This is a genomic window from Pseudomonas sp. NPDC089401 (assembly GCF_044749485.1).
GTDB lineage: Bacteria > Pseudomonadota > Gammaproteobacteria > Pseudomonadales > Pseudomonadaceae > Aquipseudomonas.
Genome location: NZ_JBIVIA010000003.1, coordinates 302,695 through 318,229 on the forward strand (window position 1 = coordinate 302,695; position 15,535 = coordinate 318,229).

The 15,535-nt window shown below is 67.3% G+C and carries 13 protein-coding genes; 12 read left to right on the forward strand and 1 reads right to left on the reverse strand.

All coding sequences use genetic code 11. The features are described from left to right. The first annotated feature begins 1 nt into the window (after window position 1). Together ACIP21_RS08810 and ACIP21_RS08815 are read left to right on the forward strand one after the other, a co-directional pair. Window positions 2-1,084 (forward strand): BMP family ABC transporter substrate-binding protein, encoded by a 1,083-nt coding sequence (locus ACIP21_RS08810; RefSeq protein WP_400686479.1) that lies wholly within the window; start codon window positions 2-4, stop codon window positions 1,082-1,084. A gap of 176 nt (window positions 1,085-1,260) precedes the next feature. Further along, window positions 1,261-2,226: an isopenicillin N synthase family dioxygenase gene (locus ACIP21_RS08815; protein ID WP_400686481.1), complete on the forward strand. Its 966-nt coding sequence runs from the start codon at window positions 1,261-1,263 to the stop codon at window positions 2,224-2,226. Here the strand turns inward: ACIP21_RS08815 and ACIP21_RS08820 are convergent. Continuing rightward, window positions 2,199-3,173, reverse strand: a complete 975-nt coding sequence (locus tag ACIP21_RS08820) for an ABC transporter substrate-binding protein (RefSeq protein ID WP_400686482.1) — start codon at window positions 3,171-3,173, stop codon at window positions 2,199-2,201. The two genes, ACIP21_RS08815 and ACIP21_RS08820, sit on opposite strands and share 28 nt — an antisense overlap. Window positions 3,174-3,374: 201 nt before the next feature. Between ACIP21_RS08820 and ACIP21_RS08825 the strand changes: the two genes are divergently transcribed. From ACIP21_RS08825 to ACIP21_RS08870, 10 genes are all read left to right on the forward strand, one after another. Then, the gene (locus ACIP21_RS08825) at window positions 3,375-4,265 is read left to right on the forward strand and encodes a LysR family transcriptional regulator (protein WP_400686484.1); all 891 of its coding nucleotides are present in this window, start codon (window positions 3,375-3,377) and stop codon (window positions 4,263-4,265) included. A gap of 555 nt (window positions 4,266-4,820) precedes the next feature. Then, window positions 4,821-5,954: an acyl-CoA dehydrogenase family protein gene (locus tag ACIP21_RS08830; protein WP_400686486.1), complete on the forward strand. Its 1,134-nt coding sequence runs from the start codon at window positions 4,821-4,823 to the stop codon at window positions 5,952-5,954. Continuing rightward, complete coding sequence (locus ACIP21_RS08835; protein WP_400686488.1) at window positions 5,951-6,895, forward strand: D-isomer specific 2-hydroxyacid dehydrogenase family protein; 945 nt, start codon at window positions 5,951-5,953, stop codon at window positions 6,893-6,895. Before ACIP21_RS08830 ends, ACIP21_RS08835 begins: the two co-directional genes overlap by 4 nt. 17 nt (window positions 6,896-6,912) lie before the next feature. Then, a complete protein-coding gene (locus ACIP21_RS08840; protein ID WP_400686490.1) occupies window positions 6,913-7,707 on the forward strand; it encodes a class II aldolase/adducin family protein in 795 nt (264 codons plus the stop codon). 156 nt (window positions 7,708-7,863) lie between these two features. Continuing rightward, window positions 7,864-9,483, forward strand: a complete 1,620-nt coding sequence (locus ACIP21_RS08845; RefSeq protein WP_400686492.1) for an ABC transporter substrate-binding protein — start codon at window positions 7,864-7,866, stop codon at window positions 9,481-9,483. Next, window positions 9,480-10,430 carry an ABC transporter permease gene (locus ACIP21_RS08850; RefSeq protein ID WP_400686494.1) on the forward strand — a complete coding sequence of 317 codons (951 nt, stop codon included), beginning with the start codon at window positions 9,480-9,482 and terminating at the stop codon, window positions 10,428-10,430. The genes ACIP21_RS08845 and ACIP21_RS08850 overlap by 4 nt, the downstream gene beginning before the upstream one ends. Before the next feature lies 1 nt (window position 10,431). After that, window positions 10,432-11,325, forward strand: a complete 894-nt coding sequence (locus ACIP21_RS08855) for an ABC transporter permease (RefSeq protein ID WP_400686496.1) — start codon at window positions 10,432-10,434, stop codon at window positions 11,323-11,325. After that, entirely contained in the window at window positions 11,322-12,941 is a 1,620-nt protein-coding gene (locus ACIP21_RS08860) for a dipeptide ABC transporter ATP-binding protein (protein WP_400686497.1), read from the forward strand. The genes ACIP21_RS08855 and ACIP21_RS08860 overlap by 4 nt, the downstream gene beginning before the upstream one ends. A gap of 72 nt (window positions 12,942-13,013) precedes the next feature. After that, the gene (locus ACIP21_RS08865; RefSeq protein ID WP_400686499.1) at window positions 13,014-14,348 is read left to right on the forward strand and encodes an LLM class flavin-dependent oxidoreductase; all 1,335 of its coding nucleotides are present in this window, start codon (window positions 13,014-13,016) and stop codon (window positions 14,346-14,348) included. Between the two features lie 33 nt (window positions 14,349-14,381). Then, window positions 14,382-15,482, forward strand: a complete 1,101-nt coding sequence (locus ACIP21_RS08870; protein ID WP_400686501.1) for an LLM class flavin-dependent oxidoreductase — start codon at window positions 14,382-14,384, stop codon at window positions 15,480-15,482. Window positions 15,483-15,535 lie beyond the last annotated feature (53 nt).

Consider the following 15,535-nt stretch of genomic DNA (forward strand, 5'->3'; position numbering starts at 1 on the left):
GATGCAGCACAAGAAAAACCGCAACCTGCTACGTACCCTTGCCGCCGCCATCGGCCTCGGCGCCGCGCTGTCCGCCTTTGCCGCCGAGCCGTTGAAAGTCGGCTTCGTCTACATCGGCCCGGTCGGCGACCACGGCTGGACCTACCAGCACGAGCAGGGCCGCCAGGCACTGATCAAGCAGTTCGGCGACAAGGTGCAGACCAGCTTCGTCGAGAACGTGCCCGAAGGCGCCGACGCCGAGCGGGTCATCCGCAACATGGCCAAGGGCGGCTACGACCTGGTGTTCGCCACTTCCTTCGGCTACATGAACCCCACCGCCAAAGTGGCCAGGCAGTTTCCCAAGGTCACCTTCGAGCACGCCACCGGCTACAAGCAGGACAAGAATCTAGCCACCTACCTGGCGACGTCCTACGAGGGCCGCTACGTCGGTGGCTACCTCGCGGCGAAGATGACCAAGAGCAAGAAGATCGGCTACGTCGCCTCCTTCCCGATCCCGGAGGTGCTGCGCGACATCAACGCCATCCAGCTGGCGCTGGACAAGTACAACCCCGGCACCGAGATCAAGGTGGTGTGGGTCAATTCCTGGTTCGACCCGGGCAAGGAAGCCGACGCCGCCAACGCCCTGATCGACCAGGGTGTCGACGTGCTGTTCCAGCACACCGACAGCCCGGCGCCGATCCAGGCCGCCGAGCGCCGTGGCATCTATGCCGTGGGCTACGCCTCGGACATGGCTCACTTCGGGCCCAAGGCAGTGCTGACCTCGATCGTCAACAACTGGGGGCCGCACTACATCAAGAGCACCCAGGCGGTCATCGACGGCACCTGGAAGTCGCAGGAATACTGGGGCGGGCTGGCGGAGGGGACCATCGAGCTGCCGATCAGCGACCTGGTGCCGGCGGAGGTGAAAAGCGGTGCCGAGCAGATCATCGCGAGCATCAAGGACGGTTCGTTCCACCCGTTCACCGGGCCGATTCTCGACCAGGCCGGGGCCGTCAAGATCGCCGAGGGGGCCGTGGCCAGCAACGCCGAACTGGCGGGCATGAACTACTACGTCAAGGGCATCACCGCGCAACTGCCCAAATAGAGACTTCTTGATCAAGCGCCGCCCCTGTGGGAGCGGGTTAATCGAGGCGTCGAACCGCCGCGAAGCAGGCAACACCGTGGATGGCACCGGCTTCGCCGGTGTTCGCGGGTGAACCCGCTCCCACAGGGACTGCGCCAGCCTTTAGAAATTGTACCCATCCGCATTCTGGAGCCGTGATGAACACCCTGCCGATCATCGACATCGCCCCGCTGTACCAGCACGACCCTGCCGCCCGCCAGGCCGTGGCCCGGCAGATCGACGCTGCCTGCCGAGAATGGGGCTTCTACTACATCAGGAATCACCCGATCACCCCTGCACGCATCGCCCAGCTCAAGGCCGCCGCCGAGGACTTCTTCGCCCGCCCGGCCGCCGAGAAGCTGCGCATCGACATCACCCAGAGCACCCACCATCGTGGCTACGGCGCCATCGCCACCGAGCAGCTCGACCCGAGCCGCCCGAGCGATCTCAAGGAAACCTTCGACATGGGGTTGCACATGAGTGCCGAGCACCCCGAGGTGCTCGCGGGCAAACCGCTGCGCGGCCCCAACCGCCACCCTGCCATCGAGGGCTGGGAAGCGCTGCTGCAAGAGCACTATGAGGACATGCACGGGCTCTCCCTGACCCTGCTGCGGGCCATGGCCGAGGCGCTTGAAATCGAGCAGGACTTTTTCGACCAGCGCTTCACCGACCCGATCAGCGTATTGCGCATGATCCACTACCCGCCGCGCCAGGCCGCGAGCAGCACCGACCAGCAAGGCGCCGGGGCGCATACCGACTATGGCTGCATCACCCTGCTCTACCAGGACAACGCCGGTGGCCTGCAGGTGCGCAGCCGTGATGGCCAGTGGATCGACGCGCCCCCCATCGAAGGCACCTACGTGGTCAACATCGGCGACATGATGGCGCGCTGGAGCAACGACCGTTACACCTCGACGCCGCACCGGGTGATCAGCCCGCTCGGGGTGGACCGCTACTCGATGCCGTTCTTCGCCGAGCCGCACCCGGACACCGAAATCCGCTGCCTGCCCAACTGTTCCGGCCCAGGCAACCCGGCCAAGTACCCGCCGGTGTCGTGCAGCGCCTATATGCTGTCACGCTTTGCCGAAACCTATGCCTATCGCCGTGAGTCTGCCAACGGCTGATACGGAACGTCGGGAAGGCTGAAGCCGCTGGCGAAGGTCGGTGCCACGTCGAGGCGCTGACTCATCAAGCCATGGGCGTGGTAGAAATCGGCGGTGTCCTGCTGCTCGGCCACGGTCTGCGGGTCGATCACCTGCCAGCGCAGTTGCCGGCGTTCGAACTGCAGGCGGGCGGCATCCTCGGGGAAGCCGATGATCGCCGCCAGGGTTTTCGAGTAGCTGTCCAGGTGCTGGTTGGCCCACACCTGTGCCCCGGCCAGGCGGTTGAGGTAGTCCTGCAATGCCGCGCGCCGCGCGGACTCGCCCAGGGCCTTGTCGGTGGCGGCGAGGAAGCTGTTGCCGCTGGACAGACCACGGCCATTGACCAGCACCCGGCCCTGCCCGCTCAACTCGGCCAACGCGGTGTAGGGCTCCCAGGTCGACCAGGCGTCCACCGATCCGTTGGCCAGGGCGATCTTGGCGTCGACCGGCCCGAGGAAACGGAACTCCACGTCCTTCTCGCTCAAGCCGGCCTGGTCCAGCGCCTTGAGCGCCAGGTGATGGCCGATCGAACCGCGGCCGGTGGCGATGCGCTTGCCCTTCAGTTCGGCCGCGCTGTGCAGCGGCGCGTCAGGGCGCACCAGCAACGCCGTGCCATAGGGGTCGGACTTGTCCACGGCGATGGCCTTGACCGGCGCCCCGGAGGCCAGCACGAACAGCAGCGGCGCATCGCCGATGATGCCGGCATCGATCGCCCCGGCATTGAGCGCCTCGGCCAGCGGCGCAGCCGCGGGGAATTCGGCCCAGTGGATGTCGTAGGGCAGGTCGCGCAAGGCGTCGGCGGCTTCGAGCTGGGCGCGCATGTTGCCCTTCTGGTCGCCGATGCGCAGGGTCAGGCGCTCGGCGGCGCTGGCCTGGCCGGCCAACAGCAGCGCCGCGACCAGCGTCAGCAGCTTCGATCGGATGGACATGACGTTCCTCGGTGTCTGGGCGGGCAGCCTCATGCAGCCCGTGCCTGGCGCACTCTAGCGACAATTATCAAATAAATTAAATTGATTTTAGGAATAACCTAATATGCATTTTTAGTTTTATTCTCGCGACCAGATGGCATTACGCGTCAGTCGGATTATGCTAATGCCTTATTTTTTCGTCCGACCTTGTGAGCGCCGATCATGAAAATCGATGACATGGACGCCTTCGTCGCGGTCATTCGTTGCCAGTCCACCAACCTCGCCGCCGAAGCCCTGCAACTGACCCAACCGGCCATTACCCGCCGGGTGCAGAACTTCGAGGAAGCCCTCGGCGCGACGCTGCTCGACCGCAACACCAAACCGCTCAAACCCACGCCCATGGGCCTGCGGGTGTACGAGCAGTGCAAGGCGATCCTGCGCGAGATCGATTCGCTGCGCGAACTGGTGGCCAACGATGGCGCACCTTCCGGCACCCTGCGCCTGGGCGTGCCGCAGACCCTGGGCGACGTGGTGCTGCTCGATGCCCTGGCGCAGATCCGCGAAGCCTACCCGCAATTGCGCACCCAGGTCAGCAGCGGCTGGGGCAGCAGCCTGATCGCACGCATGGAGAACGGCGAGCTGGATGCCGCCGCCGCGCTGTTCCCGCCAGGCAAGATCTTCCCCGAAGGCATCGCCAGCCAGTCGATCGCGCGCATGCCACTGAAGGTGGTGGCGGCCAAAGGCAGCGCCGCCAAGCGCAGTTACAAGCTCAAGGACTGCTACCCCCGTGGCTGGGTGCTCAACCCCGACGGCTGCGGCTTCCGTGCCGGCCTGCAACGGGCGCTGAGCGAACAGGGGCTGAGCCTGTCGATCAACCTGGAGACCTTCGGCACCGAGTTGCAACTGGGGCTGGTCGCCAACGGCCAGGGCCTGGGGCTGGTGCCTGAGCCGCTGCTGCAGGCCAGCCGCCATCGCGATGCCCTGGATGTGCTCAATGTCAGCGACTTCAAGCCGCAGGTGGACTTGTGGCTGTTCCATCCGCGTTACCTGGGCAATTTGCAGGAGCCGGTGGAGCTGTTTGGGGAGGTGGCGGGGCATCGGTTGCTGGGTTGAGGTGGGTGGGGTTGAGATGGGTTGAGTTGAGTTGAGTTGAGTTGAGTTGAGTTGAGGTTGAGATGGGTTGAGGCTGCTGGGGTTTGTCGTGAGATGTTTGGCGCCTGTGAGATCGAGCGCCGCCCGCGCGGCGCTTCGCGGGTAAACCCGCTCCCACATTTGTTGCAACGTGCCGAACCTGTCAGGCCATGGTCGCCTGCCTTGGCGCAAGTCTTGAGGCATGTGGGGCGGCATCAATGCCCACCGCAATATCCAGTCATGCCAACAAGGCTGACAACCATGGCCTCACAGACATGGCCACGTTGCAACAAATGTGGGAGCGGGTTTACCCGCGAAGCGCCGCGCGGGCGGCGCTCGATCTCCCAGGCGCCAAAAACACCAAGACGTACACCCGCGCCCCACCACCACTCAACCACTAAATGCAATTTACGCATAACACCTAAAACACTAAATTCTTAAAACAAATAATTAGCATAGAACCAAAAAGACTTTTACAGCCTTCATCCATACGAATACGGTCTTAGGCAACTCACCGTCATTCAGGGATGAAACCCCATGAGTCACCCCTCCGACAGCGCCCTCGCCGAGCTGACCCAGGCCCTCGCGGCCAATGCCGAACGCTATGACCGCAGCGCCCAGTTCCCCCAGGACAACTTCGACCTGCTGCAACGCCACGGCCTGCTCGCCTTCACCGTCCCCCGCACGCTCGGTGGCGGCGGCGCCAACCTCGCCGACGCCCGCCGGGTAATTGCCGCGGTCGGCAAGGGCGACCCAGCCACCGCGCTGATCCTGGTGATGCAATACCTGCAGCATTTCCGCCTGCAGGACGAGGCGCGCTGGCCTGAGCACCTGCGCCAGCGCGTGGCCCGCGATGCCGTGCAGCACGGTGCGCTGATCAACGCCTTGCGCGTCGAACCCGAACTCGGCACCCCGGCCCGCGGCGGCCTGCCCGCCACCGTGGCCCGGCGCACGGCCGAGGGCTGGCGCCTGAGCGGGCGCAAGATCTACTCCACCGGCAGCCACGGCCTGAGCTGGTACCTGGTGTGGGGCCGCAGCGACGACGCCGACCCGCTGGTCGGCGGTTTCCTGGTGCACCGCGACACGCCAGGCATCACCATCGTCGACGACTGGGACCACCTGGGCATGCGCGCCACCTGCAGCCACGAAGTGCGCTTCGATGACGTGCTCATCCCCCTCGACCATGCCGTCAGCGTCAGCCCCGCCAGCGCGCCCAAGGCCGAACTCGATGGCGAGAGCCTGCTGTGGATGGCCGTGTTGCTGCCAGCGGTGTACGACGGCGTGGCCCGTGCCGCCCGCGACTGGCTGGTGGGCTTCCTGCAACAGCGCACGCCCTCCAACCTGGGCGCGCCGCTGGCCAGCCTGGCGCGCTTCCAGGACGTGCTGGGCCGCATCGATACCCTGCTGTTCGCCAACCAGAGCCTGCTCGACGCCGCCGCCACCGGGCAGGTAGCCGCGCAGCATGCCGGGCAGCTCAAGCACCTGGTCAGCGCCAATGCCATCCAGGCTGTCGAGCTGGCCATCGAGGCCGCCGGCAATCCTGGGCTGTCCCGGCGCAACCCGCTGGAGCGGCACTACCGCGACGTGCTCTGCAGCCGCATCCACACCCCGCAGGACGACGTGGTGTTCGGCCAGGTTGGCCGTGCTGCGCTGGTGGAGGTGCGGGCATGAGCCACTCGATCATCGCCAGCCAGCTCGATGCCCAGGCCAATCAGCACCTGCGCGAACACCTGCCAGACCATGAGGTCATCGACATCGCACCCGGCCAGTTGGCCCTCAGCGCCCCCGCCGATGTGTTCATCCTGCGCCCGATCAACGTGCGCGGGCAGCGCGTCGACACCCCGCCACCGGGCTGGCCCTGGGGCCTGAAGTGGGTGCAGTTGGTGTCTTCGGGCATCGACTTCTACCCCGACTGGGTGTTCCACGGCGCACCGGTTACCAGCGGCAAGGGCGCCAATGCCGAGCAAGTGGCCGAATTCGCCCTGGCCCTGGTGTTCGCCGCCGCCAAGCAGCTGCCAGGGCTGTGGGTCAAGGATGCCGAGTGGCGCCTGACCCCGCTGGCACCGCTGCGTGGCCGCACCCTGGGCATCCTCGGTTTCGGCAGCATTGGCCAGAACCTGGCGCGCAAGGCCGTGGCCCTGGGCATGCGCGTGCTGGCCCTGAGCCGCCCGGGCCAGGCCATCGCCGAGGTGCCGGGGGTAGAGCGCGCCGAGGACCTGCAACAGCTGTTCGCCGGCAGCGATCACCTGGTCCTGGCCGCACCGCTCACCGCCGCCACCCGTGGCCTGGTCGATCGCCAGGTGCTGGCCCATGCCCGCCCCGGCCTGCACCTGATCAACATCGCCCGCGGTGGCCTGCTCGACCAGAACGCCCTGCTGGAGGCCCTGGACAGCGGCCTGATCGGCCGCGCCAGCCTGGATGTCACCGACCCCGAACCACTGCCCGCCGGCCACCCGCTGTATCACCACCCGCGGGTGTTCCTGTCACCGCACACCTCGGCCATTTCCGAGGACGGCTACCCGGCCTTCCTCGAAGCCTTCATCGCCAACTTCCACCGCTACCGCGAGCAGGCGCCCCTGGCCAACCTGGTCGACACCGCGCGCGGCTACTGATTACCGGAGAGCACACCATGAGTTCACTGCCTGCCGTCACCACCCAGCCCCACAATGTACGCGACCGGGTCAGCGCCGAAGAGTGGGAGGTGCGGGTCAAGCTGGCCGCCGCCTACCGCCTGGCCGCCCTGTTCCGCTGGACCGACCACATCTACACGCACTTCTCGGCCCGCGTGCCGGGTCCGGACGAGCATTTCCTGATCAACGCCTTCGGCCTGCTGTTCGATGAAATCACAGCGTCCAACCTGGTCAAGGTCGATGTCGACGGCACGATCATCGACGACCCGCTGGGGCTCGGCATCAACCAGGCCGGCTATGTGATCCACAGCGCCATCCACCGCGCCAGGCATGACCTCAAGGCGGTGCTGCACACCCACACCCGCGACGGCGCGGCGGTGTCGGCCCAGCGCGACGGGCTGCTGCCGATCTCCCAGCATGCCCTGGCCTACTACAGCCGGGTGGTCTACCACGACTACGAAGGTGTGGCCCTGGACCTGGACGAACAACAGCGGCTGGTGGCCAACCTGGGCGACAGCAACATCCTCATCCTGCGCAACCATGGCCTGCTCACCGGTGGGGTCAGTGTCGAGCACGCGTTCCGCGAACTGCATGGCCTGGAGCGTGCCTGCAACATCCAGGTGGCCGCCCAGGCCGGGGGCAATGACCAGCTGCTGCAGGCATCGCCGGCGGCGATTGCCAAGGTGCATGAGCAGTCCAAGCGCTTTTCCGATGGCAAGGGGGAAGGCATCCAGCGGCATTGGGATGCGTTGATCCGGCAACTGGATCGCGAGGGGCGTGATTACCAGGACTGAGCGGCAAGCAACTGTCGTCAGTACCGGCCTCTTCACGGGTAAACCCGCTCCCACAGGTATGGCGTCGGCCCTGAGGGTTGCGAAATCCCTGTGGGAGCGGGTTTACCCGCGAAGAGGCCGGTACAGGTAACTCCATTTCATTGAAGGACCCTCCCCATGCCCCCACTGCACCGCCTGTTCGCCATCGGCTCCCTGGCCCTGGCCCTCACCGCCTGCTCACCGGCCGACAACACCTCGGCCAGCAAGACCCTGAACATCGCCTTCTGGGGCGACAACACCACCCTGGTCAGCGTCGACCCCTTCCAGGTCTACTGGCTGGAGCACCGCGTGCTGCTGCGCAATGTCGCCGAATCGTTGACCGACCAGGACCCGGACAGCGGCCGCATCATCCCCTGGCTGGCGAAAAGCTGGGAGGTCAGCGCCGATGCCCTGACCTACACCTTCCACCTGCGCCAGGACGTCACCTTCAGCAACGGCGAGCGCTTCGACGCCCACGCCGTGAAAACCGCGTTCGACAGCAACAAGGCCTTCGCCACGCAGCTGCCGGCCACCTTCGGCGCCACCTACCTCGCCGGCTACGACCACGCCGAGGTACTCGACGACTTCACCGTGCGCCTGGTCCTGGCCAAACCCAATGCCGGCTTCCTCCAGGCCACATCGACCACCAACCTGGCCATCCTGGCACCGGCCAGCTACCGATTGAGCGCCCAGGAGCGTTCGCTGGGCAAGATCATCGGCACCGGCCCGTTCATCCTCGAACACTACACCCCCGAAGTCGGCGCCCGCCTGGTCAAGCGTGCCGACTACGCCTGGCCGTCGGCCAACGTGCGCAACCAGGGCCCGGCGCACCTGGATGCCGTGGACATCAGCTACATCCCCGAGGAAAGCGTGCGCAACGGCCTGTTCCTGCAAGGCAAGGCCGACATCCTGTGGCCGCGCAACCCGTTCTCGGAAGTCGACCTCAAGCTGTTCCAGTCCAAGGGTGCGACCCTGCAGAGCCGCTCGCTGCCGGGCCCGGCGCTGAACCTCTACCCCAACACCCGCAACGACCGCCTGCTGGCTGACCGCCAGGTGCGCCTGGCACTGCAGAAGGCCATCGACCGCAGCAGCTACGCGCATACCGTGTACAACGCCGAGTTCCCGGTGGTGAGCGGCGTGTACGACGTCACCACGCCGTTCTTCAAGCCCCAGGCCGGCAAGCTCGCCTACGACCCCAAGGGTGCCGAGCAACTGCTCGACGCCGCCGGCTGGCACAAGGGCGAGGACGGCTACCGGCACAAGAACGGCCAGCGCCTGACCCTGCGCTACAACCTCACCCCGGCCGAAAGCGCCGGTGACGTGCTGGTGCAGGACCAACTGCGCAAGGTCGGCATCGACCTCAAGCTCAACGTGCTGACCCGCGCCGAATGGGTGGCCGGCAACGCGTCAGGCAACTACGACCTGACCTCCACCTACATGACCCGCGCCGACCCGATCATCCTGCAGACCATCCTCGACCCGCGCGCGGCCAACAGCGCGACAGTGGCCACCAACACCTACGAGCCACAGACCCTGGCCAAGGCCCAGGCGCTGTTCGACAGCGGCATCACCGCCACTGCCGACCCGCAGCGGGCCCAGGCTTACGGCCAGCTGCAGGACCTGCTGGTCGACGAAGCCTCGGCATTCCCGCTGTACGAGCGCGTCTGGCAGGCTGCCACCGCCGCGCGGGTCAAGGACTTCCGCTGGACCGCCGAAGGCTTCGCCCTGCTCAGCGACATCCAGGTCGAACAGCCATGAAGCGCTACCTCATCGGCCGTCTTGGCCAGGCACTGCTGGTGCTGTGGGGTGCCTACACCATCACCTACTTCATCCTCTACCTGCTGCCCGGCGACACCCTGGCGATCATGCTCAGCGCCTCGGGCATGGAAGCCGACGGCCTGTCGCCCGAGGACCTGGCCAAGGCCCGCGCCTATTACGGGCTGGACAAGGGCCTGTTGGAACAGTATTTCGACTTGCTCTGGCGCGCCCTGCACGGCGACTTCGGGCAGTCGCTGTCGCTGGGCCGGCCGGTCGCCGCGCTGCTGGCCGAACGCCTGCCACAGACGCTGGCCCTGGCCGGCGCCGCCATCGGCCTGTCGCTGCTGGCCGGTGTCGGCCTGGCGTACCTGAGCGCCTACCTGCAATGGCGACCTCTGAAAACGGCCTTGGCGCGCCTGCCGTCGCTGGGCTTCTCGGTGCCGGTGTTCTGGATGGGCCTGTTGCTGATCCAGGTGTTCGCCTTCGCCCTCGGCTGGTTCCCGGCCACCGGCAGCCAGGGCCTGGCCAGCCTGGTGCTGCCGGCGATCACCCTGGCGATCCCCAGCGCCGCAGTTTACGCACAGGTGCTGCAACGCGGCTTCCAGGGCGTGTGGCAGGAACCCTACATCACCACCGCCCTCGCCAAAGGCCTGAGCCGGGCCCAGGTGCAGGCGCGCCACGGCTTGCGTAACGCAGCCCTGCCGCTGCTGACCCTGGTCGGCCTGCAGGTCGGCAACACGGTGTCCGGCGCGGTACTGGTGGAAACCATCTTCTCGCGCAACGGCGTCGGCCGCCTGGCCCAGGAGGCCGTGCTGCGCCAGGACATCCCGGTGGTGCTGGCGGTCGTCGCGGTATCGGCCGCCGCCTTCGTGGTGGTGAACCTGATCGTCGACCTGCTCTACCCCTACCTCGACCCCCGCATCACCCACACGGCCAAGGTGAGCTGAAATGACCATCGACATCCCCCTGCCCCGGATCGACAGCACCCCCGCCACCACCTGGCAGCGGCGCACGCGCCTGCAGCGCACGCATCAGGCCTTGGCCCCGCTGCTGCGCCGCCCGGGCTTCAGCCTGGCGCTGTTGATCGTGCTGTTCGCCCTGTTCGCGGCATTGGCCCCACAGCTGCTGACCAGCTTCGACCCCTATGCCACCTCGCCCGCCGCCAAGCTCAGCGCCCCTGGCCTGGAGCACTGGTTCGGCACCGACGAGCTGGGCCGCGACCTGTATACCCGGGTGGTCTACGGCGCGCGCCTGTCGGTGCTGGCCGCCCTGCTGGCAGTGGCCATCGCCCTGCTCGGTGGCCTCGGCCTGGGCGTACTCGCCGGTTTTGCCGGCGGGCGCGTGGACGCGGCGCTGATGCGCCTGATCGATGTGCTGCTGGCCCTGCCCGGCCTGCTGCTGGCCCTGGCCATCGTCACCGCGATCGGCTTCGGCACGGTGCCTGTAGCGGTTGCCGTGGGCATCGGCATCATCCCCGGTTTTGCCCGCACCACCCGTGCCGAAGTGTTACGCATCAAGACCCTGCCCTATGTCGAGGCCGCCCGCCTGGGTGGCGCCAGTTGGGCGCGCACGCTGCTGCGCCATGTGCTGCCAAACGCCTGGGGCCCGGTGGCAGTGCTCGCCACCCTGGACTTCGGCGCGGCCATCCTGGCCACCGCCGGGCTGAGCTTCCTTGGCTTCGGCGCGGCGCCACCGGCGGCGGAATGGGGCACGTTGATCGCCAACGGCCGCCACTTCCTGATCACCGCACCCTGGGTCTCGCTGCTGCCGGGGCTGTTCGTGGTGGCCGTGGTGTTCAGCCTCAACCACCTGGCGCGCAGCGTCGAGGAGCACGCCCGATGAGCCAGCCTGCATTGATAGAAGTTCGCGACCTGAGCGTCAGCTACGCCTTTAGCGGGCAACACACCCAGGCCGTGCGCCGGTTGTCGTTCAGCCTGGCCCAGGGCGAAACCCTGGCCATCGTCGGTGAATCCGGCTCGGGCAAGTCGACCCTGGCCAACGCCCTGCTGGGCCTGCTGCCGGGCAACGCACGGATCGACCAGGGCCAGCTGTGGGTCGACGGCGTCGATGTGGCCCAGGCCAGCGAGCGCGTCCGTCGCCGGTTGCGCGGGCGCACCATCGGCCTGGTGCCGCAGGACCCGATGGTCAGCCTCAACCCGACGCTGCGGATCGGCAAGCAGATCGCCGAGGCCCTGTTGCTGGCCCGCGGCCGGCGTTACCCGGGGCTCGATGCCGACGTGCTGGACCTGCTGGCCCAGGTCGGCCTCGACGACCCCGCGCTGCGCGCCCGCCAGTACCCCCATGAACTCTCCGGCGGCATGCGCCAGCGGGTGCTGATCGCCATTGCCCTGGCCGGCGAGCCGCGGCTGATCATCGCCGACGAGCCCACCAGCGCATTGGACGTGACGGTGCAGCGGCGCATCCTCGACCACCTGCAACGGCTGGTGGCCGAACGCGGCATCTCGCTGCTGATCATTACCCATGACCTGGGCATGGCCTGCGACCGCGCCGACCGCCTGCTGGTGATGAAACAGGGCGAGCTCGTCGAACAGGCCTCGCCCAGGCAGATCCTCTGGGGCGCACAGCAGCCCTACACCCGTGCCCTGCTCAACGCCGCACCGGCGTTCGTGCCGCGCCAGCGACCGCGCCCGGTCACGGCCGGCACGCCACTGTTGCGTCTGCACCAGGTCGGCAAACGCTTCGCGCTGCCCGGCCAGGGCACGCACTTCACCGCGCTCCAGGACCTGAGCCTGGAGCTGCACGCCGGGCAGACCCTGGCCATCGTCGGCGAGTCGGGCTCGGGCAAAAGTACCGCGCTGCGCATTGCACTGGGGCTGGAGCAGCCGAGCCAGGGGCACGTCGAGATCGCCGGCGAGGATGTCAGCGCCTACAACTGGCGCCAGTTCCGCCCGCTGCGCCGGCGCATCCAGCTGGTGCAGCAGAACCCGTTCGCCGCGCTCGACCCGCGCTTCAGCGTGTTCGACAGCATCGTCGAGCCGCTGGTGTCGTTCGGCCTGCTCAAGGGCGAGGCACTGGAACGCAAGGCTCGCGAACTGATCACCCGGGTGCACCTGCCGCTGCATTTTCTCGACCGCCTGCCCCGGGAGCTGTCGGGCGGCCAGCGCCAGCGCGTAGCGATCGCCCGGGCGCTGGCGCTGGAACCCGAAGTGCTGCTGCTCGACGAGCCGGTGAGTGCCCTGGACGTGTCGGTGCAGGCGCAGATCCTTGCCCTGCTCGATGAGCTGCAGCGCGAGCTGGGCATGGCCTACGTGCTGGTCTCCCACGACCTGGCCGTGGTGGCGAGCATGGCCGACCAGGTGCTGGTGCTGCGGCGCGGGCAAGTGGTCGAGCACGGGCCGGCCGTGCAGGTGTTCGGCCAGCCGGCCAGCGCCTACACCCGGGCACTGATCGAGGCGATACCCGGGCATTCGCGCAGCGTGCTGCCCGTGGCGGTTTGACCGTTGTGCCGCGCGCCACGGTCGTGCCGCGCGGATCACCCATCGAGGCCCATCTGGCCAGAGGTATTGAACATGAGCAAACGACAGATCCATCTTGGTGCCATGATCCACGGTGTCGGCCACGGCTGGGGCGAATGGCGCCACCCCGAGGCGCTGGCCGATGCCAGTGTCAATTTCGGTTTCTACAAGCAGCAGGCGCAATTGGCCGAGGCGGCCAAGTTCGACTTCGCCTTCATCGCCGACAGCCTGCACATCCACGCCCGTTCCAGCCCGCATTACCTCAACCGCTTCGAACCGCTGACCATTCTCTCGGCGCTGGCGGCAGTGACCAGCCATATCGGCCTGGTGGCCACGGTCACGGTCAGCTACACCGAGCCGTTCCAGGTCGCGCGCCAGTTCGCCTCGCTGGACCTGATCAGCGGCGGCCGCGCCGGTTGGAACGTGGTCACTTCGTGGCTGTCGGGCACCGCCGACAACTTCGGCAAGGCCGAGCACCCGCCCCACGCCGTGCGCTACCGCATCGCCCGTGAGCATGTCGAGGTGGTCCAGGGCCTGTGGGACTCGTGGGAAGACGACGCTTTCACCCGCGACAAGCACACCGGCGAATTCTTCGCCCCGGACAAGCTGCATACCCTTGGCCACCAGGGCGAGTTCTTCAAGGTCAAGGGCCCGTTGAACATCCAGCGCTCACCCCAGGGCCAGCCGCTGATCTTCCAGGCCGGCGTGTCGGAGGACGGGCGCAATTTCGCCGCGCAGAATGCCGACGCGATCTTCGTCAACCCCGAGTCGTTCAGCGATGCCCGTGCCTATTACCAGGACCTCAAACAGCGCGCCGCGCAGCATGGCCGCGACCCGGACCAGCTGTTCATCCTGCCCGGTATCCGCCCCATCGTCGGCCGCGACGAAGCGGAGGTGGAGCACCGCTACCAGCAGGCCGTCGACCTGGTGAGCATCGAGGATGCCCTGGTCGCCCTGGGCAGGCCGTTCAACGACTACGACTTCAGCCAGCACGACCTGGATGCCCCCTTCCCCGACCTTGGCACCCTCGGCGACAACAGCCACAAGGGCACCGCCGACCAGCTCAAGCAACTGGCCCGCGACGAGGGCCTGAGCCTGCGCCAGCTGGCGCTGCGCTTCTCGCGGCCACGCCGGGACTTCACCGGCACCCCCGAGCAGGTCGCCAATGCCTTGCAGGACTGGTTCGAGGACCGCGCCGCCGACGGTTTCATCATCAACTCGCTGCTGCCCGATGGCCTGCAGTACTTCACCGAGCTGGTGGTGCCTCTGCTGCAGGCACGCGGGCTGGTGCGCAGCGAGTACCCCGGCAGCACCCTGCGCGACAGCTTTGGCCTGAACGTCCCGACCAACCGCAACACCCTGCGCCGCGCCCAGACCGAGGTCGCCTGACGCCCATCCTCACTCGAAAAGGAGTTCCACTGCATGAGCCTCGAATTCATCGGCCTCATCGGCCCCCAGGAAAGCAGCGAATCCCAGGCCCCGCGCGGCCCGCTGGTGGATCTTGCATTCATCAAGGCGTTCGCCCAGGCCCAGGAGTACGCCGGCTTCGACAAGGCCCTGCTGGCGGTCAACACCAGCGCGCCGGACTCGATGATCCTGGCCAGCTACGTGGCCGCGCTGACCGAACGCATCGGCCTGCTGGTGGCGCACCGCCCCGGTTTCCAGGCCCCGACCTTCGCCGCCCGCCAGTTCGCTACCCTCGACCAGCTCAGCCACGGCCGCGCCTCGATCAACGTGATCACCGGCGGCGACAGCGGTGACCTGCAACGCGACGGCGACTTCCTCGACAAGGACGCGCGCTACGCCCGCACCGACGAATACCTGGAAGTGCTGCGCAACACCTGGACGCAGACCACACCGTTCGACCACCACGGCGCGCATTACCGGGTAGAGGACAACCTGACCCTGGTGAAACCGGTGAACACCTTGCCGGTGTACTTCTCCGGTGCCTCGGACGCGGCGGTGGAAGTCGCGGCCAAGCACGCCGATGTGTACATGATGTGGGGCGAGCCCCTGGAGCAGGTGCGTGAACGCATCGCCCAGGTGCGCAAGGCCGCCGCCCGTTACGGGCGGGAAAAGCACATCCGCTTCAGCCTGTCGCTGCGGCCGATTCTCGGCGCCACCGAGGAAGAGGCATGGGCACGGGCCGAGCGGATCCTGGCCGACGCCCAGCAGCGCATCGGCATCCGCCAGGGCAACCGCCGCGAGAAGAATTTCGGCAAGAGCAACGCCGGCTCCGAGCGCCTGGTGCAACTGGCCAGCCAACGCAAGGTGCATGACACCCGGCTGTGGACCGAGATTGCGGCCCTGGGCGGTGGCGCCGGCAACTCCACCTCGCTGGTGGGCACGCCCGAACAGGTGGCCGAGGCGGCGCTGGCTTACTACGAGCTGGGGGTGAGTACCTTCCTGTTCCGCGGCTTCGAGCAGTTGCGCGATGCCGTGGAGTACGGGCAGGAGCTGATTCCGCGGATTCGCGCCTTGGTCGCGCAGCAAGAAACGGGGCGCAGTACCCGCAGCGCCTGACCTGCACCGCCCTCTTCGCGGCTAAAGCCGCTCCCACAGCCCTCGGGCCTGTT

What these genes read in the sequence shown, in the direction of transcription:
- ACIP21_RS08810 (WP_400686479.1), top strand. Translation starts at nt 2, where the DNA reads ATGCAGCACAAGAAAAACCGCAACCTGCTACGTACCCTTGCCGCCGCC.
- ACIP21_RS08815 (WP_400686481.1), top strand. Translation starts at nt 1,261, where the DNA reads ATGAACACCCTGCCGATCATCGACATCGCCCCGCTGTACCAGCACGAC.
- ACIP21_RS08820 (WP_400686482.1), bottom strand. Translation starts at nt 3,173, where the DNA reads ATGTCCATCCGATCGAAGCTGCTGACGCTGGTCGCGGCGCTGCTGTTG.
- ACIP21_RS08825 (WP_400686484.1), top strand. Translation starts at nt 3,375, where the DNA reads ATGAAAATCGATGACATGGACGCCTTCGTCGCGGTCATTCGTTGCCAG.
- ACIP21_RS08830 (WP_400686486.1), top strand. Translation starts at nt 4,821, where the DNA reads ATGAGTCACCCCTCCGACAGCGCCCTCGCCGAGCTGACCCAGGCCCTC.
- ACIP21_RS08835 (WP_400686488.1), top strand. Translation starts at nt 5,951, where the DNA reads ATGAGCCACTCGATCATCGCCAGCCAGCTCGATGCCCAGGCCAATCAG.
- ACIP21_RS08840 (WP_400686490.1), top strand. Translation starts at nt 6,913, where the DNA reads ATGAGTTCACTGCCTGCCGTCACCACCCAGCCCCACAATGTACGCGAC.
- ACIP21_RS08845 (WP_400686492.1), top strand. Translation starts at nt 7,864, where the DNA reads ATGCCCCCACTGCACCGCCTGTTCGCCATCGGCTCCCTGGCCCTGGCC.
- ACIP21_RS08850 (WP_400686494.1), top strand. Translation starts at nt 9,480, where the DNA reads ATGAAGCGCTACCTCATCGGCCGTCTTGGCCAGGCACTGCTGGTGCTG.
- ACIP21_RS08855 (WP_400686496.1), top strand. Translation starts at nt 10,432, where the DNA reads ATGACCATCGACATCCCCCTGCCCCGGATCGACAGCACCCCCGCCACC.
- ACIP21_RS08860 (WP_400686497.1), top strand. Translation starts at nt 11,322, where the DNA reads ATGAGCCAGCCTGCATTGATAGAAGTTCGCGACCTGAGCGTCAGCTAC.
- ACIP21_RS08865 (WP_400686499.1), top strand. Translation starts at nt 13,014, where the DNA reads ATGAGCAAACGACAGATCCATCTTGGTGCCATGATCCACGGTGTCGGC.
- ACIP21_RS08870 (WP_400686501.1), top strand. Translation starts at nt 14,382, where the DNA reads ATGAGCCTCGAATTCATCGGCCTCATCGGCCCCCAGGAAAGCAGCGAA.